Here is a 20,334-nt window from a genome sequence, read left to right on the forward strand (position 1 = left end):
TTATGGACATTATTGCTAATCTTCTAAATGGCACGCTAGTTTTCTCTACGGCCTTAATTTTCGCTGCACTTGGTGGACTCATTTCCGAACGTTCTGGTGTCATTAATATTGGTATAGAAGGATTCATGGTATCAGGAGCCTTCTTCTCAGCGGTTACAGCTTATTATGCAGAAGCGGCAGGTTTTGGTGCGTTCTCCCCATGGCTCGGGTTAATTGGTGCTTTTATATTTACAGTTATCTTCTCAAGTATTCATGCCGTTGCCTCCATTAAGTATGGCGCGAATCAGGTTGTAAGTGGAACGGTTATTAATATTCTTGCCTCTGGTTCGACATTCTTCCTGGTAAAAATGATTTTTGCAGGCTCGGCAGAAACCCCTATATTAACTAATGTATTTCACAAAGTGAGGATTCCATATTTAACCGACATTCCGTTTATAGGGAAGGTATTCTTTAATGCCTACCCAACGACTTATGTTGCCCTTGCGTTAGTTATAGTCCTTCACTTTATCTTGTTCAAGACACCTAGCGGACTGAGACTTCGTTCCGTGGGTGAGCATCCAAATGCAGCAGCGACAGTTGGTGTAAAAGTAAATCGCATGCGTTATATGGCAGTTATTTTGAGCGGTTCCCTAGCGTCACTTGGCGGAGCAACAATTGTTCTTACTTCGAACAGCAACTTTGCTTATAATACCATTTCGGGACAAGGGTTTATTGCGCTCGCTGCCGTAATCATCGGGAGATGGAACCCCATTGGTGCTATGCTAGCCGCTTTATTGTTTGGTTTAGCACAAGCTGTGAAGGACCAATTCCAGATTTTTGATTTCGCCGCAAATATTCCAACCGAATTTTTCTATATGCTTCCATATCTTCTAACCCTTCTTGTATTGATTGGGGCAGTCGGGAAGTCTCGGGCTCCTAAAGCATTAGGTGAACCTTATGAGGTTGGGAAAAGATAAGCAAGACGGAATGTATATATTACAAGGGGAAGCTGGAAGTCATCTAGACCTCCAGTTTTTTTCTGGAAGAAATGGTATTCTCCTTGTAAAGAAAAATTAGCCGTTTCAACATGGGTAAGGGGCGGAGTTCCAATATGAATAAAAGAATAGATAACTTGTTTCAAATTCAAGCCAACAATACGACAATACGCACGGAAATTATTGCAGGACTAACTTCCTTTATGGCCGCAGTCTATATTATCGCAGTGAATGGTGCTATTTTGAGTACCGTCGGTATGCCCTATGAAGCTGCGACCATTGCCACAGCAATCACTGCCATTGTCGGTTGCTTGTTCATGGCGTTTTGGGCCAAATCGCCCTTGATCCTCATTCCAGGTCTGGGAGATACCTCATTTTTTGTCTTTACGCTCGTATTCTCCTTAGGACTTACGTGGCAGCAAGCACTTACTGCCGTCTTTATAGCTGGTATTGTATTTACCCTGACTTCGATTAGTAAGTGGGCGGACTTTCTATCCCGATCCATTCCGAAATCTATGATTAGTGCAATGACTGCGGGGATCGGACTTTTTATCGCTTTTCTAGGTTTGAAAAATGGAGGACTTATTGTAGCAAACGAAAGTACATTTGTAGCACTGGCTAATTTTAGTGATCCAAATGCCTTAACTACCCTTCTTACCTTACTGATCACGCTGCCGCTCTTCTTACGCAATGTGAAAGGGAACTTTTTGATTGGGATTGTCGCAGGTACGATTATTGGCGCCTTACTGGGCATCGTTGATTTTTCCGTATTGCGTGATTTTAGTTTCTCTTTTAGCGGGTATCAAGAGGTGTTCTTCGCCTTTGATTTTAGTGCCATAAACACGGTTAATTTCTGGACCGCGGTTTTCTCCTTATCCATGATTATTATATTTCAGAATATGGGTACCCAGTTGGGAATGTTGCCGGATAAATCAAAGTTCCGGAAATCCTTTCAGGCAAATGCGTTTTCCGTGGTAAGTGCATCCCTTTTGGGTTGTAGCCCTTCTACGACAGCAGCAGAGTCCGCGACAAGTATTGCTGCTGGTGGCAGAACGGGGTTAACCTCCCTCACAACGGGACTTCTATTTATTCCAGCCATGTTTCTGATTCCACTTTTCAAAGTGATTCCTAACAGCGCTATTGCTCCTGTGCTCATTATTGTTGGTTGCCTCATGGTACAAAGCATCAAAGATATAGATCTGAGTGACTTTACGCAGGCTTTCCCCGCCTACTTAATGATGGCCATCATGCCTTTATCCTTTAGTGTTGCGAATGGACTTGCACTCGGCTTCATTGCCTATCCAATTGTTAAATTGGCCACCGGACGAAGAAAAGAAATCTCGGCCACGATGTACGTGATCGCCTTCTTCTTCTTGCTTTACTTTGTTCTAGGAGCGATATAAACGGTAAGGAACGGGATATTGTTTGAATCAGCGGGAAGATTGGCGTGGAAATAATAACCTCAAATTAATGCAAAAGGCCAGGGGAGTAGGGACAGATTTCTTATCCCCACTCCCCTGGCTTTTATAAGTTGAATGGCGGAGAGAGAAATGATTCTGAAGAAGCTAAAAGCTTTCCTTGGGAAAGCTACCTCGGAAGCATAAGCTAAGTTCGCCTTTGTCCCCAAATTTCAACCATAATAACAATTCAATCAGGAAATTTGGGGACAACAGTGATCGTAAGAACATTTCGCTCTCGGAGCCACACTCACAATGATTAGTTCAACTTGTATAGCTTTATTCACTCATCATTTGCTTCACTAATTCCTTATTACGCTGCTTGAACAGTTCATGATGTGAAGAGACCATGCCAAATTTATCAGCATCAGGCTGGATAAATAGTTTTGCCTGGTTTACGGCATTAGCCGCATCTTGGAAAGCACCTGCGATTAAGTATAGTTTCCCCTCATGCTTGAGAATATCTCCCGCCGCATAAATTCCTTCTATTGAAGATTCACTATTTACACTACCTGCAATATAGTAATTATCTGCTATAGCGATATTCACTTCACTATTCTCAAGTAATGTCTTATCACGCTCATACCCATGATTTACGATCACTTCATCTATTTCTAAAAACGTAATCTCTCCCGTTTCATGATTCGTCAGTTCAACTCGCTCAATGAATTCATGCGTATCACCAGCAATGAGTTTAGTAATTGAAGAATTAAAGAAGCAGTCAGCAGAACTGTTCATCAATTGCGTTACTTGGGATTCATGACCGGATAAGGTATCTTTTCTATAGGTTAAATACACCTTTTTGGCGATAGGCTCTAACTCATTGGCCCAGTCTATAGCAGAATTTCCTCCACCTGAAATGATCACCGTCTTGTCCTTGAAACGATTGAATGACTTCACGGTGTAATTTAAATTAGACACTTCGAACCTCTCTGCCCCCTCGATCTCGAGCTTTTGAGGATTCAATATCCCACCACCAACAGCCACAATGACTGTTTTGGAATAATGCTGTTGCCCTGAGGAACCTAGTAAAACAAAGATCCCATCTTCATTACGTGTGATCGACTCCACTTGTTCATTCAATACGACTTCTGGATTAAATGTTAATCCCTGCTCTACAAGTTGATCAATTAACTTTGTTCCCGTAATCGGTATCTGTCCTCCAACATCCCAGATCATCTTCTCAGGATAGACATGAATTTTCCCACCCAGGTGGGGCTGATACTCAATAAGTTTTGTCTTCATTTCTCTTAACCCACTATAAAAAGTGGAGTAAAGCCCCGCTGGACCTCCTCCAATCACGGTTACATCAAACAATTCATCATCCTGTAACATTCCCGATCACTCCTCAGTAATCATATGTAATTGATTATCATTCTCAATTGAATATACACTCATTGTTCCTTTTTTACAACATAAAATAGCATTTAACATCTGAAAAACCTTCCGCTCACGCGAAACGGTCTATTATATGTTTTTGTCTCAAAAATTAAAGGGTACCCTTTGGGTACCCTTCGTTCGTTCAGTATGGACTCTTTATTTTAAAGTCTTAGAAAGCTCTGTGAAAATAACGCCAATGGCATGGGCTCCAGCATCAGGGTACCCAATACTCCGCTCACCCACTGTGCCCGCTCTTCCCATTCGAGCAACAATCTTCTCCGTTTGTTTCGATCCTTCTACAGCGGCATTCGCTGCCTTTGCGGATGCAGACTTAATCTCTTCGCCTTGCCCCGCACTATTCTCCCATGACTCAGCATAAGGAGCAAGCGCATCAATTAATGTTTTGTCGCCAACAACCGCCCCTCTGCCAAATGCTCTCTCTCCTGTATCTTGAATGCCTTTAACCACAGCAGACATCATTTTGGCAAAATCATCAGCGGACAGCTCTTTTTTGTTGCCCACATTCTTGCTGGCAGCTCGGAACGCCGATCCCCAAATAGGACCCGAAGCCCCGCCGCAATACTCCATAATAACCAGGGAGCAAGCGTCTAAGAAACTTCCGATATCCGCTGTATGGTTCGTTGTGATCTCATGCCACTCTTCTTTTAACTGGCGGAATCCCTTCGCAATACTCATTCCAAAGTCCCCATCACCCGCTTGCGAATCCAGCTCACAGAATGGAACTTCATTCTCGATGACGATTTCACACATCTTATCCACTAGATAGATCAAATTGTTTAACGAATACTTATTGTTTTCAATTTTGGCATAAGCTTCATTCGTCTCACATTTGTACGATACCGACTTCTTCTCTTCTGGTTCTAATACGACCTCAGTATAGTTCACTAGCTCGAAAGGCTCATGTATATATAATGCTGGTGTATCACACTCTTCAGCTAATAACTTCTTCAACTGATCATCCAGTTTCATAATAGAAACGGATGCTCCGGCCATATCTATACTCGTCATGAAATTCCCGACTAGTACTTTATAAACCGTTATCTTCCGGGAAGCTAACTCGCGCATAACGGAGTTGTTCAAAAGGTATAGTTCTTGGAGTGGTGTTGCCCCAAATCCATTGACCAATACCGCAACTTCCTGCCCCGAGTCAGAATCAATCTTCAAGTTCTCCAGTAAAGCGGTCACCATTCTGTTCGCCAATTCATCGGCTGAAACCATCGGTTCTTTGCGAATTCCCGGTTCGCCATGGATACCAACCCCAAACTCCATTTCGTTATCCTCAAGTTTAAATGTTGGTGTTCCCTTGGCAGGAACAGTACAAGAGGTAAACGCGAATCCAATCGTTCTAATATTGTCGATGGCGTTCTGAGCCGCTGCCTTTACTTCACTTAAAGACAACCCTTGCTCGGCTGCTGCGCCTGCGATCTTATGAACCAGCACCGTTCCAGCAACGCCTCTTTTACCCACCGTATAAAGACTATCCTCTACAGCAATATCATCGTCCACTTTTACAAAGTCGACCTCTATCCCATCTTCGCTTGCAAGGTAAGCCGCGCTCTTGAAATTCATCATGTCGCCGCTGTAATTTTTGATAATTAGTAACGTCCCTTTATTCCCTGCTGAGGAGCGGATCGCTTGATATACTTGGATTTGGGAAGGGGAGGCAAACACATCTCCACATACAGCTACATCTAACATCCCTTTTCCGATAAATCCGGCATGAGCAGGTTCATGTCCACTTCCCCCACCACTGATCAGAGTTACTTTTTCTTTGTTTATGTCCTTCTTCTTAATGACCTTATATTTGCTAATAAACTCTAGTTTTGGATGTGCCATGATCAAGCCATTACACATCTCTCTTACTAACGTTTCTGGTTTGTTTATGATCTTTTTCATTTTATTCATCCTTATTCATTTTGTATTTGTTACCAATTTGGTCAGCTACCATAATCGCTGCTGCCACAGCTTCCGCCGTAATGGGGAATGGCATCGAATGAATAGACTCCTCTGGAATACAGGCTTTTTGAGCTACAGTTAGCACTTCTTCATACGAAACGCTATCTACTCCAATGTCCGCAAGGCAAACGGGAAGGCCAACCGCTACACAAAACGCAAGTACTTCATTCAATTCATCTGGATCTGCATTCTCAAGTACTAATTGAGCAATGGTGCTGAAGGCTACTTTCTCCCCATGATAATAGTGATGAGTTCCCGCAAGGGACGTAAGGCCATTATGAATGGCATGAGCAGCAGCTAATCCACCGCTTTCAAAACCCAGTCCCGATAAAAGGATATTAGCTTCTATAATGTTCTCAAGCGCGGGAGTTACTGTGTTGCAATCAGAGGATATTTTGGCATTCACACCATCTCTTAATAAGGTCTCGTAACAAAACTTAGCTAGTACGAGTGCTGTATTCGTTCCTTTAGCATCACCGCAGACTCCTTCACGAACACCACATGGCAACCCTGCATTCACATTGGAGTAGGATCTTGAGGTTGCTCTAGCTTCGAAATAAGTCGAGAGTGCATCCCCCATTCCCGATACAAGAAATCTTGTAGGGGCATTGGCAATCACTGTTGTATCGATCATCACCACACTAGGACTTTGTTTGAAGTAGGCGTAGTCATCAAATTCCCCTTCGGGTGTATACAGCACGGCGGAATGGCTGGTTGGTGCATCAGTAGCTGCTATGGTTGGCACTATAATTAAAGCTTCACCTTCTGCTACACATTTTGCAGTATCAATGGCTTTGCCTCCACCTAGTCCAATCGTACATGAACAGGAATGTTGCCCCGCCAGCTCTTGCAATCTCTTGACCTCTTCGCGTGAACATTCCCCTTGGAATCCACTTTCGATCAATGTGATATTAAATTTATTTTTAGTCCATTCTAGCTTGTCCTTAATTCGCTTAACATCTTCAGGATGAGCAATGAGTAGAGCTGAATCTCCGAATGTTTTCACAAAATAGCCTAAATTGAACAGTTCATCTTCTCCTTGAACATATTTCGTTGGGCTAATAAAAGCTTTTCTCATGATAAATTCCTCCCTTACTTACTATGATTTTCATTATAGGCTGAGCATGGGAAATAAGCATGGAACGTTGAGAGCCTATTTAAACGCTTTCATATTGTGTTTATTTGTCATTTAATCACTAAATAGTAGAATCTTGTTCTTCTGATAGGTTAGAATAGTACCATCAAGCTGTGATACTTCAGCAACTAATTAATATTGTATCCCCACTTTATATTCTCATTCCTGTAAGTAAAAGGGGCGTATATTTATGAGCAATCCATTGTTTAATTTGGAGAAAATTCTCGACATAGAGAAGTGGCATAAGCTTCAGGATTCGCTTGCACTCGTAACCAAAATGGCGATTATTACAGTCGACTACAAAGGTGTTCCTGTAACCAAACATAGTTACTGTCAACCTTTTTGCCAGGGTGTAAGGAAGGACGCTGTCCTATCTCCGTATTGTCAGAAATGTGATGCGAGAGGTGGGCTTGAAGCCGTACGGCTGAATAAGCCTTATATCTACATGTGCCACTTTAATATTATAGATATTGCTATTCCTATCATTATTGATAATCAATATATCGGAGCCATCATGGCTGGCCAAATTAAGCTTCGCGATGCAGACCCTCAGCTAGAGCAAATTGTGTCTCGACCACCAAACGTAGAAACGAATAACAAGTTTAAAGCATTAGAAGAAGATTATCTTGCTTTGCCAACCTTGTCGTACGAGGAAGTTTCAACCACTGCTGAGATGTTATTTCATCTATGCAACTACACCGTAGAAGAGGCCATCAATAAAAATACGACAATAGAAATGTATAAGCGGGCTTTGGCTAGAGAGATAGATCAACCTTCTTCCGTGGATTCCCTTAGCGCATCTGATCGTACTTATCGGAATATTCAAGCGATTCAAAGCGAGCTTTCAAGTACTCTTATTGAGAATAAGATTAAAGTGTCCAAGGAGATTCGTTCCTCCAATCCATTGCTGCAACCAGCGTTTGATTATATCTATCATCATAAAAGTGAAAATGTTACCTTAAACGAAATGGCTAAAGTATGTCATATTAGTCCGAGTTATTTCAGCCGATTATTCACTAAAGAAACCGGAGAGAATTTCTCCGTCTTTGCCCCGCGCTTGAAAATTGAATGGGCGAAGCAGCTTCTAGTAACAACAGATCAATCGATCAATCAAATTAGTGATGAATTAGGATTCTGTGATGCGGGGTATTTCATCAAAACCTTTAAAAAGTTCGAAAACCTAACCCCTGCAGTGTACCGAAATTGGTATCAGAAACATGATGCAGAACAAGATTAGTAATACAGATCAGATTTCTTTAGAATATGAAGTGTAAAGTACTAATAAGTACATCGATTCTCAACTGACTTAAGACTATAGGAGATGTAACCCTGATGAAGCAAAACAAATATGATGATGAAAATTTCTTCTCTGCGTATAAGCAAATGCCTCGTTCAATCCAAGGACTTGAAGGTGCCGGAGAATGGCATGTATTAAAGGCATTAATGCCCGATTTGCGTGATAAAAGTGTGCTGGATCTAGGCTGCGGCTTCGGTTGGCATTGTCGATATGCACGCGAGCAACAAGCGAGTTCCGTGGTTGGCGTTGATATCTCTGAAAAAATGCTACAACAGGCCGCTGAACTAACCGATGATGCCGCGATCTCATATCTACAAATGCCAATTGAAGACATCGAATTTCCTAATGCGCAATTTGATGTGGTGATCAGCTCATTGGCTTTTCATTATATTGAGTCATTCGAAGCGATCTGCAAAAAGATCCATGACGTTCTTAAGCCAGGCGGCAGTTTCATTTTCTCCGTTGAACATCCAATTTTTACTACCCGCAATGAACAAGACTGGTATTACGATGAGCATGGAAACCGTCTGCATTGGCCTGTAGATCATTATTCGTCTGAGGGAAAACGTGAAACAACCTTCTTAACAGACAATGTGATCAAATATCATCGTACGATCTCCACTTATATGAATAACTTAATTCAAGCTGGGTTTGCCATAAAAGCCGTTAAAGAACCTCTGCCTTCCGAAGAGATGATGAGTAATCCCATAATGCAAGATGAGACTAGACGACCGATGTTTATCATTATTTCAGCAGAAAAGATCTGACATACTTCTTCAATACAAAAGGCAGCCCTACACATGATTTTCATGTTCAGGACTGCCTTTATTTTGTTATAGGAGAGAGAATCTCCCCCGCACTTATATCTTTTTAACAAATTCAGACTTTAATTTCATAGCTCCAAATCCGTCAATTTTACAATCAATATCGTGGTCTCCATCAACCAAACGAATGTTTTTCACTTTAGTTCCTATTTTTAAAACGGATGAGCTTCCTTTGACTTTGAGGTCTTTGATGACTGTTACAGAATCACCATCGTTTAAGACGTTCCCATTGGCATCTTTGACTACTTTATTATCTTCACTATTGTTGTTGGCATCTGATTCGGGATTCCACTCATGGGCACATTCTGGGCATACCAACAGGCTCCCATCTTCGTAAGTGTATTCTGAATTACATTTCGGGCAATTTGGTAAAGTAGACATAATTTCATGTCCTCCATTCATTATTATACATTTATTCTGACATAGTCCTCTCCTGTTGACAAACCTTCTCCCCAAAAGATCTTTTGCCACATATTGCACAGATGACCTTAAGGTGACCTTTCGTTATTTTCGCTTTAACTCATGGTTTTTTATCTTTATTCGTGTTAGAAGAAAATATAGCTTTACAGCATATGCCGTCTTTTTGCAAAATGTATTAATGCATCAGTTGAATCTACATTTTGTTTGCGACGAAAATGATTTAACTTCCACTACCTGAATTATCACTTAATTCTACGGAGCGGTGGCTGGCGTATCGGCTTACCTTTAATGAAGAATTATTTTGAACGGTTTGAATCATTTGTCTTCATACAATTAAGAACCTCGATTGTTGAACCAAATCACTAAGTCACTTACAAACACTCTCTCAAATAGTAATTTTTACTCATAATAAGTTAGTCACAAACATTACAGCGAGACTATTCATTATAATATCTTCTTTCATTACCTATGAATCTACTCAGTATTGCCCCATTTTTCGCATCGATTGTGTATATTATACTAAGTTGATCTCCCGCCTCAAACTCATTCTTAGATTGATGCTTTAGCATTATTCTATAGTAATATTTCTCTTTATATTGGAGATAAAAAGGAAGCTCCTTTTCGATGTTTTTTCGTTTTGTTTTAAATAAACTTATGTCGGGATAAATATATAAATCATGTTGCCCAAATTCATTATATGCAGTTCCTATTGCTATAGTTTTTGCCGTCTCTTCACCAATGTTCAAACTTTCAGAGAAATAATAGAAATAAATTAAATAACCTAGGATTAGTGCGGCTAATACACTAAACAATTTTCTCATTACCTTCCCCCCAAACTCTTCCTCTTCTAATGACGGATTGTAATATAAAGTGCGACAGATGTTAAGAGAATAAAAAAATAACCCATGACTGATTCGTGTAGAATGAAGTTACCACACCACACCTACACAAGGAGAATCAGAACATGAGCTACACTCATTGTAGCATAATCGAACGTAGTCAGCTAGAAATCTTGTATCGTTTGGAATGGACCAACCGAGAGATTGGTGAAAAGCTAGGGAGACATCACTCTGCTATAGCAAGGGAAAAGAACGCGGAAGCAAGAACGGAGCCTACACAGCAGATGTTGCACAAGCAGCTTATAGGAACGTCGAGCATCTTCCAAGCCAAAGGGTAGGTTTAGTCCTGAGCTGGAAGAGAACCTACAGCAGACTTGGTCGCCCGAGCAAATCGCCGAGCATAGGAGAGTGAGCGGAAAATCGTTCGTATGCTTCAAGACCATCTACCGTTGGCTCTATGCTGGACGCTTTGTTGCAGGCGAAGTAAAAGTACTGAGACATAAGGGGAAACGGCGTAAGCCCATGGAGAAACGCGGACGCTTTCTCGTAGGGAAACTGATTAGCCACCGCCCTAATGAGTTGCGAAAAAGAGAGTCTTTCGGACACTGGGAACTGGATACCGTTGTATCCAGCCGAGGAAAGAGCTGAGCCTGTGCCGCAACATTCATTGAACGCAAGACACGTATGTATCTAGCCCTAAAGATACCAGATCGTACGGAGCATTCGATGGAGATCGCGTTCTGTGTAATCGCTAGCCAGTACCCTCAAAAAACCTTTCTATCGTCTACGGCTGATCGATGGAAAGAATTCGCCTGCTATGGCGCCCTAGAAAACTTTCATGGACAGGATGACTACTTTGCTGTTCCTATTCCTCCTGGCAACGAGGATCTAATGAAAATGGGAATGGACTTCTTAGGGAGTTCTTTCCCAAAGGTCATGACTTTGCACAGGTTACCGATGAGGAACTGGCTCATGCCATCCATCTCATTAACGACCGTCCTCGAAAATGTCTAGGCTGGAAATCTGCTCACGAATCTTTTATGGAACAGGTGTCGCACTTAGCTTGACAATCCGTCTAATCATAAGAATAGAGCATAAGGAATCCCTTATGCTCTATTCTAGATATTAATTAAGGATTAGTCTCAAAAATGGTAATTCCTAGTAGGTTAGCTAGTGGATAACCAGTCCAACCATTGGCATCACTAATGAACCAAACAAGATTTGTGCTAGCAATAAATTCGCCATTCAGATTGTTCTGAGTCGTCGATTCAGGTAAATATGTAAGAATTTCATGACTTATTCCATACTCATCATCTTCAGCGTTATAGGCCGGAAAATCAACCAAATTCCCTGGTTTATGATCAATCGCTTTATTTTCATCCGCAGACATTGTGTTTACAAATGTAATGTCTGTACGGTCCCAGTACACTCTATCCAGCCTAGCATTCCAAAACTCCGCAAAAATATTGTATGCAACCGTATATAGACCACCAGCAGTAGCTTTAACTGGTTTATACATACCTTTCAATGCGAGGTTTGAATCTGTAGGTGTTGAATCAGTAATTCTTGATTGATTACCTCCAGCATAGAAATGAACATTAACAGCATAGTTATTAAGAGATAAATATGTTGTAACACCACTATTTTTCAAATACTTTAAGAGAGACTCGTTGTTGGTAAAAAGCTTATCACGCCATAAAACTGTGGTGGTAAATTCATCACGTGATAAGGCATCATTAATATATATATGTTGCATTGCTATCCAATTAGAAGCATTTCCATCGTTGCCAACTCCAGTGCTCTTACTAGTACCGACTGATAGTGCATGTCTGAAATAATCCCCCGAAGACATAGGATCAATTGACGATTCTGAACTTGAAAATTCATTTGCCTCAGACTCAGATAAAATCGCAGTGTTTTTTTGATTTACTTCATCAAGATATCTTTGAAAAGATTGAATTACTTCAGTTTGCTCTGGAGTTGAATCTCCAAAATTCAACAAAGATGATCCGTCTTCATTTCCGATTTCTCCCATCCAAATTGACACATTATACTTCTCATCAGTTTTGTTATAAAAGATCCCTACTGTTCCAGCCACTTCTTTGCCATTATGATTGAGCTTAGTTAATAATGGCCCAAAATAATATGTTTTTCCGTTCATGCAGTATTTTGAAATTACTCCATCAACATCCAATTGATAGTCATTACCATTATGTAAAATAACTTGTCCATCTACACGAACTTCATTCTCATTAATACTTTCAGAATTATTATCATAAAATTCCAACTTAGTTTCAATAGACAATTTATTTGTTTGGGTATTTCTTTGTGTACTTAAATCAGTAACACCAAAGTAATTTTCATTTCCCTTAGAGATCGCCTCCCCATTAAATGGCGTCTCTGTTTCAACAACATCAAGTTCTTGGGTTAAAGCAAAAGGATGACTAACTTCTTTACTAGCTGTTTCAGCGCTTACCATTGGTACTAGACAAAGGGATAATGATAGAACTAAACCTATAATACCTACTTTTTTCATTTTGAACCTCCTTTATATTTTGACTTACAACATCCTTATTTTTTACAATAAAGGATATTTGTAGGTTACTTTAAAACATACACCAAATTTGTATTTTTGTATAGATTATACATCAGAATTGAGAGACTCATATATACTAATGTATAATCTTGTATAGTTCTAATAAACAGTTCTAAACACTAAGACTTGTAACCCGCATGAGAGAATATCATAAAGAACTCCCATCGGGAAGGTTCAGGAAATAGAATTTATTCAAAAATATTAACAGACCCAAAAAAAGACTCATCCCAATAGAAGAGTCAATGAATCTAAGCAGTATATTAGAAGTTTACGTAATGCTTATTGTGCATAATGATGCTCTAATTGGGCCAATCATAATGATCAAATTCTTCTAAAAAAAGCTTCGTTTACAAGTCCTGGGTGGTAGTCGTCGAGTCGCCACTTGATTCTCCCGAGAGAATCAGTCGATCTGTACTGAACCAAAAAGAGGTCCGATAGGTGATTGTGGGGAATCTCAGAATAAATGTGCGCACGGGTGGTAAAAAGGGACTGATTATATGGATTTTAACCATTGCCATATAGTTCGTAGATAACATCTTCTCGTCATCCACCTTGGCCGGCTATCTAAGCTTCCCCGAGATACCATTTATGATCCTGAACTTTCGGATGTGAACAGTAATACAATCAAGTGATCTGGTATCACTATTCGAATAGAGGATCTGCAGATATCCCCCTCTCCTTCCCTCCCTTTTGTTTCTATTTCGTCTATTATGCCTCGTCGTTTGAATGTATTTTTTGAACCGGTGTTACGGTCCGGAGAAATTATATATTCTAATTAAGCATTGAAAAACTATCCGACTGATTCTCATCTGGGAGCGAGAAGTTATACGTTATGACACTTGAGGTGACTTCTGGGTTACCTTAAGGTGACCTTTCATTTTTTCGCATTAACTCAGGGTTTTAGTTCTTAATTCGTTCTGATGTTAATGTAAAGGATCGCCGTTCGGCTCCTCATTCATGCTGAACAAAAAACGCAAGTATCGATTTTTCCCGGTCTAGAATCGAACCGGATAACCGTACCTGCGTTTATGTTTCAATCTATTCTTCGGCACTTTGTAATGATCATTTATGACTCTAATTATTATTGAGCACACCATACTCAATTTGATAGTTACAGATCTGACTGCAACACCGTTCACGATCAGTTGATGATTCGAAGGATTCATTCTCGTGGATAGTCCACTTTCATAATGTCCAAAAAAGGGACTTTTATGATTTCATTTTTGGAGGAGAAGTGAACCAGTCTTGCACGTGCGTCCATGTTAACGATTTGACCACGTACCTGGTCTTCCTTAGCCCATACTGTCACCATTATTTCAGACTCTTCATCCTTCGCTTCCACGAGTTGATTCCCGAGCTCTTCTAACTCAAATTCATCTCGTGTTGGACGCTTTGCTACTTTTGCCTTTGCCATTAGAACCCCCATACCTTCTGTTTTGTTATCGTGCAGCACTTCCCTAACTAATCAAATACGTGACATGAAGTCCTGATTCAAATTGTCGATACCCGCTTCAGCTGTTATTGTTGTCTCTTCTTAATTAGAGTACGAATGGGCGCTCCAAGTATGGAATTTCTAGACTGACCCTGACAGATTTGAAAAAGTCGCTGTGAACATGGAACGTATTTGTCCGTATCTCTTTTACAAAACCACGCTTCAGAAGCTCTTCAATACCGCATAAACTTTCGTAGAGGCTATTCAGATGAAGCTCAGCAGTCGATAAATGCTGTGTTCAAGCAGAAAGCTCCACATGGTAGTACCCTTAAAGCGAAGGACTTACTTTCTCACTGAAGGACGGTAAGCCATTGGAACTTGCCCAAGTGTTAAAGGACGCTCCAAACTACAAGAAGACACTCGACAAAATGCTGAAGGAACAAACCAAAAAGGACTCCTTTGACGATGTCTCGGCTGGACTACATGATAACCCTGACTTCTACGTCAAAGAAGGGGGCATTGCCATCTTCTATCAACAGTATGAAATTGCACTTTATTCTTTAATGAACTCTCTTGTACTACGCACAGTATCGATTGGGCGAACTATTCCTTCGATATATTCACGTTTCGCTTCTAAGAATGGAGGTAGAGATAATTTCTCTCCCAGTGTCTCATAAGGCTCATCTCCCATAAATCCTGGTCCATCCGTAGCAAACTCGAATAGGATTTGAGGAGCAACTCTAGCGTACAAAGACTCGAAGAAGTGGCGATTAACATAACCTGAAGTAGAGAACCCGAATTGATCTAGGCGCTCCGTCCACTCATCTAGTACCGTACGATCCTCAACGCGGAAGGCCGTATGGTGAACAGTACCATATCCCTGTTGTGCTCTTGGCAGGGTGGTATTATGCTCAACTACAACTTGCGCACCATTCCCGCCTTCTCCAACTTCAAATAAGTGCTTAGGCCCTTCCTGGGCGATTTCTTTGAACAATAGAACCTTCTCCATCACTTCTCTGAAATGATCAAAATTAGATACTCGAATAAAGATGGGCCCTAATCCTGTAATGGCATATTCTAATGTAATCGGTCCATTCTGCCATGGTGTTCCTGATGTTACTCCTTGATTATGTTCATCAGATATCAATTGATATTGCTGGTTATCGAAATCAATAAAAGCAAGCACCTTTTTGCCGAATAATTCTTGAATGCCTTGATGTTTCACATCCAAACGATCGAAACGATTCACCCAGTAGTCTAATGCTGCATCAGTTGGTACCCGGAAAGACGTTTTGTAAATCTCATCTGTGCCATGTGTACCTTTGCGAATACCTGGAAAATCGAAGAATGTCATATCAGTTCCTGCGCTCCCCTTATCATCTGCAAAGAACAAGTGATACGTCTGAATATCGTCTTGATTTACCGTCTTCTTAACTAGGCGCATACCTAGAACATACGTGAAAAATTCATAGTTTTTCTCCGCGCTACTTGTAATAGCTGTTACGTGATGTATTCCTTTTAATCCGTTCATTGTAATTCCTCCGTCTCTATTTGGGCTTTCTATGAGCTTAATATAAGCGTCTAAAGATTTAATCATGCAGGGCGACAATTAACTTTAAATTAAGTATCTTTATATTAAGATATATTACAGCAACGATTTCGCTTTGTCAATCTAAGGACATAAACCTAGTCCAACACACGATTTTCGTGTTATGAACTGGGTTTGCTCTTGCGCTCATTTCACTTTCGATGAATAACAGCATTTTATATGAGCTTGTTCTCTAACTAGTACGAATTCAAAAAGTCAGATTTTCAGCACCAAGAAGGTTGGATGAAGCTAGGGACTGAGGGAGCGGAGCGTAGGCAAAACCTACGTGAGCACCGGAAGGCCCAGCTGAATTCAAGATTCGATGTTGAATAACCTCTTGATATACATCGTGATCAAAAGATGACTTTTGGAATATCCTCTATGATCTCAACAAATTTTGTTGAGGCTAGTGACAAGGGTACACTTTTCAGAAAGCATACTCCTATACTTCTTTTGGGTATTTCTTCATTTAATTGTACTTCATATAACAATCCTTTATTTAAATATTCTTGGGAAAATTCTTTAGTCACACAGGCTATCCCTAAATTTATTTTGGCAAACTCCAACAATAGATCATGAGAACCTAATTCAAATTCTGGTGAAATCTTGATCCCTTTGGACATCATATAATCCTCTACATACCTTCTGGAATTGGACTTCTTTTCAAGAAATATTAAAGGCAGTTGTACTACTTGATCAAGGCTTACGGGTCCAGATACGATATCCTTGTACTTCTCACCACACACAAAAATATCATGGATATCAATACACGGTCGCAGTTCTAATGTAGAATCAGCAATCGGGAAATTACAAATCGCAATATCAACCTCTCCTGATTTCAATATAGAACAAAGCTCTAATGTTGTACCATTAATAATCTTAAACTTAATATTGGGATATTTATTATGAAAGGCTTCTAAATACGGAAGCAAGAAATATCTAGAAATCGTATCCCCTACCCCTATTTTTAGCTCCCCTACGGTTAAATTCTTAAATTCTAATATCTTCTCTTCTCCAACATCAATTAAATTAATTGCTGAATTTACATATTCAAATAGGAGTTTGCCTTCATTCGTTAAAGAGACCCCTTTAGGTGTTCTATTAAAAAGACGTATATCCAACTCTCGCTCTAACTGCATAATCGCCTGGCTAACTGCGGGTTGTGTCATATAAAGATCTCTTGCTGCCTTGGAGAAGCTTTCACTCTTCCCCACCTTACAAAATACTTTATATAAATCTAACTTACTTATCATATAATCACCCCTTATACCTACCATTCGATATATTAATTTTACTTATAACACTAGGTCGATGTATATTACAAGTAGCTACGTAATTTGCTAACAAGGAGCGATTATATTGGAAAGAGTAGTTGGAACAGTTGTTAGAGGTCTTCGTTGCCCCATCATCAATCAAGGTGACAATATAGAGGAAATCGTTGTAGATAGCGTACTAAAAGCTTCAGAAGTTGAGGCCTTTAAAATTAATGATAAAGATATCGTAACTGTAACAGAATCAATTGTGGCTCGTGCTCAAGGTAATTACGCTACAATCGATCATATTGCTAAAGATGTAAGTTCGAAGTTTGGAGAAGATACGGTTGGCGTTATTTTCCCAATCTTAAGTCGTAATCGGTTTGCGATTTGTCTCCGTGGTATTGCAAAAGGCGCTAAGAAAATTGTATTAATGCTTAGCTATCCATCGGATGAAGTGGGTAACCACTTAGTAGATCTAGACACGCTGGATGAAAAGGGTATTAATCCTTGGACCGATGTTCTAACTGAACAACAATTCCGTGAGCATTTTGGATACAACAAACATACGTTTACTGGTGTTGATTATATTGATTACTATAAATCATTAGTTGAAGAATACGGCGTAGAATGTGAAGTCATCTTCTCCAATAACCCAAAAACCATTTTGGACTACACCAAAAATGTTCTAACTTGTGATATCCATACAAGATTCAGAACTAAGAGAATTTTAAAAGCAAATGGTGGAGAGAAAATCTATAGTCTCGATGACATATTATCAGAATCAATAGAAGGCAGTGGATGTAATGAAGCTTATGGTCTGCTAGGTTCCAATAAATCAACAGAAAATAGCGTTAAACTTTTCCCACGCAATTGCCAACCTATTGTTGATAACATACAGCAAATGCTCAAAGAAAAGACAGGCAAAGATGTTGAAGTTATGATCTATGGAGATGGCGCATTCAAAGATCCTGTCGGAAAAATTTGGGAACTGGCTGATCCAGTTGTATCACCAGCTTTCACTGCAGGACTTGATGGTACACCTAATGAAGTGAAACTCAAATACCTTGCGGATAATAACTTTGCTGACTTAAGAGGCGAAGAACTTAAACAAGCTATATCCCAATACATCAACAATAAAAATGAGGATCTTACTGGAGCGATGGAAGCTCAAGGTACTACACCACGAAGACTTACGGATCTCATTGGTTCACTATCGGACTTAACTTCGGGTAGCGGAGATAAAGGTACACCTATTATCTTCATCCAAGGTTATTTTGATAACTATACAAAATAAATTATGAATAATAGCGGTGGCCATTTAGTGTAAATGTGCCATCGCTATTTTATTTTTAATTCCATATATCTTATATTCGCTATGCATAGTTGAAGGTTTGGTCCAAGGTAAATATTTCTGGATATTGCATTAACGAGTATAATGTATTATATTAATTGAGCCATCAATTATTGAGGAGTCAATTATATCACATCCAACTAGAGATGACACTAATAGAAGAAGGAAGGAATAACCATGAATAACTTTCAAAAAACAAATGATTTCAACGAAATCGTATATGGACGTCGGTCCATTAAGACTTATGATCCTAGTGTAAAAATTAGCCGTGAGGAAATGACGCAAATTTTAGAAGAGGCTATGCGTGCACCGTCTTCAGTTAACATGCAGCCTTGGCGCTTTGTCGTTATTGATAGTGAAGAAGGAAAAGAAACACTAGCCCCTCTTTCTAAATTCAACAAGGACAAAGTCATGAGTTCATCGGCGGTCATTGCGGTGTTTGCGGATATGAAAAACTTCGATTATGCTGAAGAAATTTACGGTAAATCGGTTGAGCTTGGATATATGCCTAGCGAAGTGAAAGAATATCAAATGACGGCACTAAAGCCTCACTTTGAAGCAATTTCTGAAAGAGATATGAGAGAGACTATTATACTGGATGCAGGTCTTGTATCCATGCAGCTCATGCTCGTTGCACGTGCACACGGTTATGATACAAATGCCGTTGGTGGCTATGAGAAGGCCCAAATTGCGGAAGCTTACGGACTTGATAAAGATCGTTATCTCCCAGTTATGCTGATTACGATCGGTAAAGCGGCTAGTGAAGGATTCCAATCCTACCGTCTGCCTGTTGAAACAGTAACGACTTGGAAATAATACAATAATCTTAGACCTCTGGACACTGAGATCTAAGCTTAAGGGATTATCCATCGCATTGCTACTCTCATCATTTCGTACTATCATTTAATGAATAGAATTAATGGTTGAGTATTCAAATCATACGATTGTATATATCCACTAAAGCACCTCGGAGGTCAATAATGAAATGTTCTTTTTCGGAGCAAGAAAAGATTTTATATTTACTTAAGGGACTTAGCAACCAAATAAGCCCTAAGTTTGAACGTTGTACGGGGATTAGCTCATCACGCTATGAACTATTGCACCACCTTTACGAAGTCGATGAAGTGAATCAGTCCACCCTGCAAAAAGTCGTGAATATCGATAGCGCAGCGATTACTCGTCATTTAAAGCAGCTCGAGGCCGACGGAATGGTGGTAAGAAACAAGATTCCCTCCGATAACCGAGTCACACTCGTGCGCTTAACGGAGGAAGGCCGCAAACGGATTATAGCTACCAAGATAGAACAAGCTACCTTTGTGAATCAAATGCTCCAGGATTTCAGTAAAGAAGAAATTGATGTTCTTGCGAATATGATCCAACGGATGCAGAACAATATCAGTGAATTTTAGGATATAAACATAACCGTTAAGTTATGACGGTAAATAAATCCAAGGGATGATGATCAATGATTATTATACATGCACACCTCCAAGTGAAACCGGAGCAAGAACAAGCGTTTTTGGATGAAATGAAGACGCTACTCCCTCTATCCAGAGCAGAAGAAGGTAACATCAGCTATGATCTTATGAAGAGTACGGAGCAAGAGCATCATTACACAATGGTCGAACTGTGGAAAGATGTAGCGGCGACTACTTCACATAATACTAGTGCCCACTTTACATCCTTCGTTCAGAAAGCTCCGACTTTCATGGCTGCACCTATGGATCTTAAAGTATTCAGCGGTGAGCCTGTAAATAAATAAAGGCTCAACACCAAAATCAGTGCTTGAAAAAATGTATACGTAGATC

The 20,334-nt window shown here is 40.1% G+C and carries 17 protein-coding genes and 2 pseudogenes; 10 read left to right on the top strand and 9 right to left on the bottom strand.

Annotation, left to right across the window (positions count from 1 at the left end; all coding sequences use genetic code 11):
- Positions 1 to 2 precede the first annotated feature (2 nt).
- Both NST85_RS27865 and NST85_RS27870 read left to right on the top strand, forming a co-directional pair.
- Positions 3 to 956 carry an ABC transporter permease gene (locus NST85_RS27865; RefSeq protein ID WP_341190950.1) on the top strand — a complete coding sequence of 318 codons (954 nt, stop codon included), beginning with the start codon at positions 3 to 5 and terminating at the stop codon, positions 954 to 956.
- Between the two features lie 134 nt (positions 957 to 1,090).
- Positions 1,091 to 2,377: an NCS2 family permease gene (locus NST85_RS27870; RefSeq protein ID WP_127191643.1), complete on the top strand. Its 1,287-nt coding sequence runs from the start codon at positions 1,091 to 1,093 to the stop codon at positions 2,375 to 2,377.
- 333 nt (positions 2,378 to 2,710) lie between these two features.
- On the opposite strand, the gene NST85_RS27875 is transcribed toward NST85_RS27870, so the two are convergent.
- The 3 genes from NST85_RS27875 to NST85_RS27885 all read right to left on the bottom strand — a co-directional run bounded on the left by NST85_RS27875 (position 2,711) and on the right by NST85_RS27885 (position 6,866).
- Complete coding sequence (locus NST85_RS27875) at positions 2,711 to 3,766, bottom strand: NAD(P)/FAD-dependent oxidoreductase (RefSeq protein ID WP_127191642.1); 1,056 nt, start codon at positions 3,764 to 3,766, stop codon at positions 2,711 to 2,713.
- 201 nt (positions 3,767 to 3,967) lie between these two features.
- On the bottom strand, positions 3,968 to 5,728 hold the full coding sequence (gene dhaK, locus NST85_RS27880) for a dihydroxyacetone kinase subunit DhaK (RefSeq protein ID WP_127191641.1): 1,761 nt from the start codon (positions 5,726 to 5,728) through the stop codon (positions 3,968 to 3,970).
- A 1-nt stretch (position 5,729) separates the two neighbouring features.
- A complete protein-coding gene (locus tag NST85_RS27885; RefSeq protein ID WP_127191640.1) occupies positions 5,730 to 6,866 on the bottom strand; it encodes a glycerol dehydrogenase in 1,137 nt (378 codons plus the stop codon).
- Positions 6,867 to 7,113: 247 nt separating this feature from the next.
- Between NST85_RS27885 and NST85_RS27890 the strand changes: the two genes are divergently transcribed.
- Positions 7,114 to 8,160 (top strand): PocR ligand-binding domain-containing protein, encoded by a 1,047-nt coding sequence (locus NST85_RS27890; protein WP_127191639.1) that lies wholly within the window; start codon positions 7,114 to 7,116, stop codon positions 8,158 to 8,160.
- Between the two features lie 95 nt (positions 8,161 to 8,255).
- Positions 8,256 to 8,987: a class I SAM-dependent methyltransferase gene (locus NST85_RS27895; RefSeq protein ID WP_127191638.1), complete on the top strand. Its 732-nt coding sequence runs from the start codon at positions 8,256 to 8,258 to the stop codon at positions 8,985 to 8,987.
- 93 nt (positions 8,988 to 9,080) lie between these two features.
- Here the strand turns inward: NST85_RS27895 and NST85_RS27900 are convergent, their stop codons facing one another.
- A complete protein-coding gene (locus tag NST85_RS27900) occupies positions 9,081 to 9,425 on the bottom strand; it encodes a zinc ribbon domain-containing protein YjdM (protein ID WP_127191637.1) in 345 nt (114 codons plus the stop codon).
- A 476-nt stretch (positions 9,426 to 9,901) separates the two neighbouring features.
- Positions 9,902 to 10,285 carry a hypothetical protein gene (locus NST85_RS27905; protein ID WP_341190951.1) on the bottom strand — a complete coding sequence of 128 codons (384 nt, stop codon included), beginning with the start codon at positions 10,283 to 10,285 and terminating at the stop codon, positions 9,902 to 9,904.
- A 143-nt stretch (positions 10,286 to 10,428) separates the two neighbouring features.
- Here NST85_RS27905 and NST85_RS27910 point away from each other — a divergent pair.
- Positions 10,429 to 11,370, top strand: a pseudogene (locus NST85_RS27910) (IS30 family transposase).
- 62 nt (positions 11,371 to 11,432) lie between these two features.
- On the opposite strand, the gene NST85_RS27915 reads toward NST85_RS27910, so the two are convergent.
- Both NST85_RS27915 and NST85_RS27920 read right to left on the bottom strand, forming a co-directional pair.
- Positions 11,433 to 12,839: a hypothetical protein gene (locus tag NST85_RS27915; protein WP_341190952.1), complete on the bottom strand. Its 1,407-nt coding sequence runs from the start codon at positions 12,837 to 12,839 to the stop codon at positions 11,433 to 11,435.
- Positions 12,840 to 14,061: 1,222 nt separating this feature from the next.
- Positions 14,062 to 14,313, bottom strand: a complete 252-nt coding sequence (locus tag NST85_RS27920) for a YolD-like family protein (RefSeq protein ID WP_341190953.1) — start codon at positions 14,311 to 14,313, stop codon at positions 14,062 to 14,064.
- A 446-nt stretch (positions 14,314 to 14,759) separates the two neighbouring features.
- Here NST85_RS27920 and NST85_RS29420 point away from each other — a divergent pair.
- Positions 14,760 to 14,831 (top strand): annotated as a pseudogene (locus NST85_RS29420) (hypothetical protein); the annotation flags it as partial.
- Between the two features lie 53 nt (positions 14,832 to 14,884).
- Here the strand turns inward: NST85_RS29420 and NST85_RS27925 are convergent.
- Both NST85_RS27925 and NST85_RS27930 read right to left on the bottom strand, forming a co-directional pair.
- Positions 14,885 to 15,862 (bottom strand): ring-cleaving dioxygenase, encoded by a 978-nt coding sequence (locus NST85_RS27925; protein WP_341190954.1) that lies wholly within the window; start codon positions 15,860 to 15,862, stop codon positions 14,885 to 14,887.
- Between the two features lie 410 nt (positions 15,863 to 16,272).
- On the bottom strand, positions 16,273 to 17,172 hold the full coding sequence (locus NST85_RS27930) for a LysR family transcriptional regulator (protein ID WP_341190955.1): 900 nt from the start codon (positions 17,170 to 17,172) through the stop codon (positions 16,273 to 16,275).
- Between the two features lie 106 nt (positions 17,173 to 17,278).
- On the opposite strand from NST85_RS27930, the gene NST85_RS27935 reads away from it, so the two are divergent.
- The 4 genes from NST85_RS27935 (at position 17,279) to NST85_RS27950 (ending at position 20,288) form a co-directional block, all read left to right on the top strand.
- Entirely contained in the window at positions 17,279 to 18,469 is a 1,191-nt protein-coding gene (locus NST85_RS27935) for a coenzyme F420-0:L-glutamate ligase (protein WP_127191633.1), read from the top strand.
- 234 nt (positions 18,470 to 18,703) lie between these two features.
- On the top strand, positions 18,704 to 19,342 hold the full coding sequence (locus tag NST85_RS27940) for a nitroreductase family protein (protein ID WP_127191632.1): 639 nt from the start codon (positions 18,704 to 18,706) through the stop codon (positions 19,340 to 19,342).
- Positions 19,343 to 19,506: 164 nt separating this feature from the next.
- On the top strand, positions 19,507 to 19,935 hold the full coding sequence (locus NST85_RS27945; RefSeq protein ID WP_127191631.1) for a MarR family winged helix-turn-helix transcriptional regulator: 429 nt from the start codon (positions 19,507 to 19,509) through the stop codon (positions 19,933 to 19,935).
- A 56-nt stretch (positions 19,936 to 19,991) separates the two neighbouring features.
- On the top strand, positions 19,992 to 20,288 hold the full coding sequence (locus NST85_RS27950; RefSeq protein ID WP_127191630.1) for a putative quinol monooxygenase: 297 nt from the start codon (positions 19,992 to 19,994) through the stop codon (positions 20,286 to 20,288).
- The last annotated feature ends 46 nt before the right edge of the window (positions 20,289 to 20,334 follow it).

The organism is Paenibacillus sp. FSL K6-2524 (assembly GCF_038005525.1).
Lineage (GTDB): Bacteria > Bacillota > Bacilli > Paenibacillales > Paenibacillaceae > Fontibacillus > Fontibacillus anaericanus.

What these genes read in the sequence shown, in the direction of transcription:
- NST85_RS27920 (WP_341190953.1), bottom strand. Translation starts at nt 14,313, where the DNA reads ATGGCAAAGGCAAAAGTAGCAAAGCGTCCAACACGAGATGAATTTGAG.
- NST85_RS27925 (WP_341190954.1), bottom strand. Translation starts at nt 15,862, where the DNA reads ATGAACGGATTAAAAGGAATACATCACGTAACAGCTATTACAAGTAGC.
- NST85_RS27870 (WP_127191643.1), top strand. Translation starts at nt 1,091, where the DNA reads ATGAATAAAAGAATAGATAACTTGTTTCAAATTCAAGCCAACAATACG.
- NST85_RS27905 (WP_341190951.1), bottom strand. Translation starts at nt 10,285, where the DNA reads ATGAGAAAATTGTTTAGTGTATTAGCCGCACTAATCCTAGGTTATTTA.
- NST85_RS27890 (WP_127191639.1), top strand. Translation starts at nt 7,114, where the DNA reads ATGAGCAATCCATTGTTTAATTTGGAGAAAATTCTCGACATAGAGAAG.
- NST85_RS27950 (WP_127191630.1), top strand. Translation starts at nt 19,992, where the DNA reads ATGATTATTATACATGCACACCTCCAAGTGAAACCGGAGCAAGAACAA.
- NST85_RS27940 (WP_127191632.1), top strand. Translation starts at nt 18,704, where the DNA reads ATGAATAACTTTCAAAAAACAAATGATTTCAACGAAATCGTATATGGA.
- NST85_RS27885 (WP_127191640.1), bottom strand. Translation starts at nt 6,866, where the DNA reads ATGAGAAAAGCTTTTATTAGCCCAACGAAATATGTTCAAGGAGAAGAT.
- NST85_RS27865 (WP_341190950.1), top strand. Translation starts at nt 3, where the DNA reads ATGGACATTATTGCTAATCTTCTAAATGGCACGCTAGTTTTCTCTACG.
- NST85_RS27875 (WP_127191642.1), bottom strand. Translation starts at nt 3,766, where the DNA reads ATGTTACAGGATGATGAATTGTTTGATGTAACCGTGATTGGAGGAGGT.
- NST85_RS27930 (WP_341190955.1), bottom strand. Translation starts at nt 17,172, where the DNA reads ATGATAAGTAAGTTAGATTTATATAAAGTATTTTGTAAGGTGGGGAAG.
- NST85_RS27945 (WP_127191631.1), top strand. Translation starts at nt 19,507, where the DNA reads ATGAAATGTTCTTTTTCGGAGCAAGAAAAGATTTTATATTTACTTAAG.
- NST85_RS27915 (WP_341190952.1), bottom strand. Translation starts at nt 12,839, where the DNA reads ATGAAAAAAGTAGGTATTATAGGTTTAGTTCTATCATTATCCCTTTGT.
- dhaK (WP_127191641.1), bottom strand. Translation starts at nt 5,728, where the DNA reads ATGAAAAAGATCATAAACAAACCAGAAACGTTAGTAAGAGAGATGTGT.
- NST85_RS27895 (WP_127191638.1), top strand. Translation starts at nt 8,256, where the DNA reads ATGAAGCAAAACAAATATGATGATGAAAATTTCTTCTCTGCGTATAAG.
- NST85_RS27900 (WP_127191637.1), bottom strand. Translation starts at nt 9,425, where the DNA reads ATGTCTACTTTACCAAATTGCCCGAAATGTAATTCAGAATACACTTAC.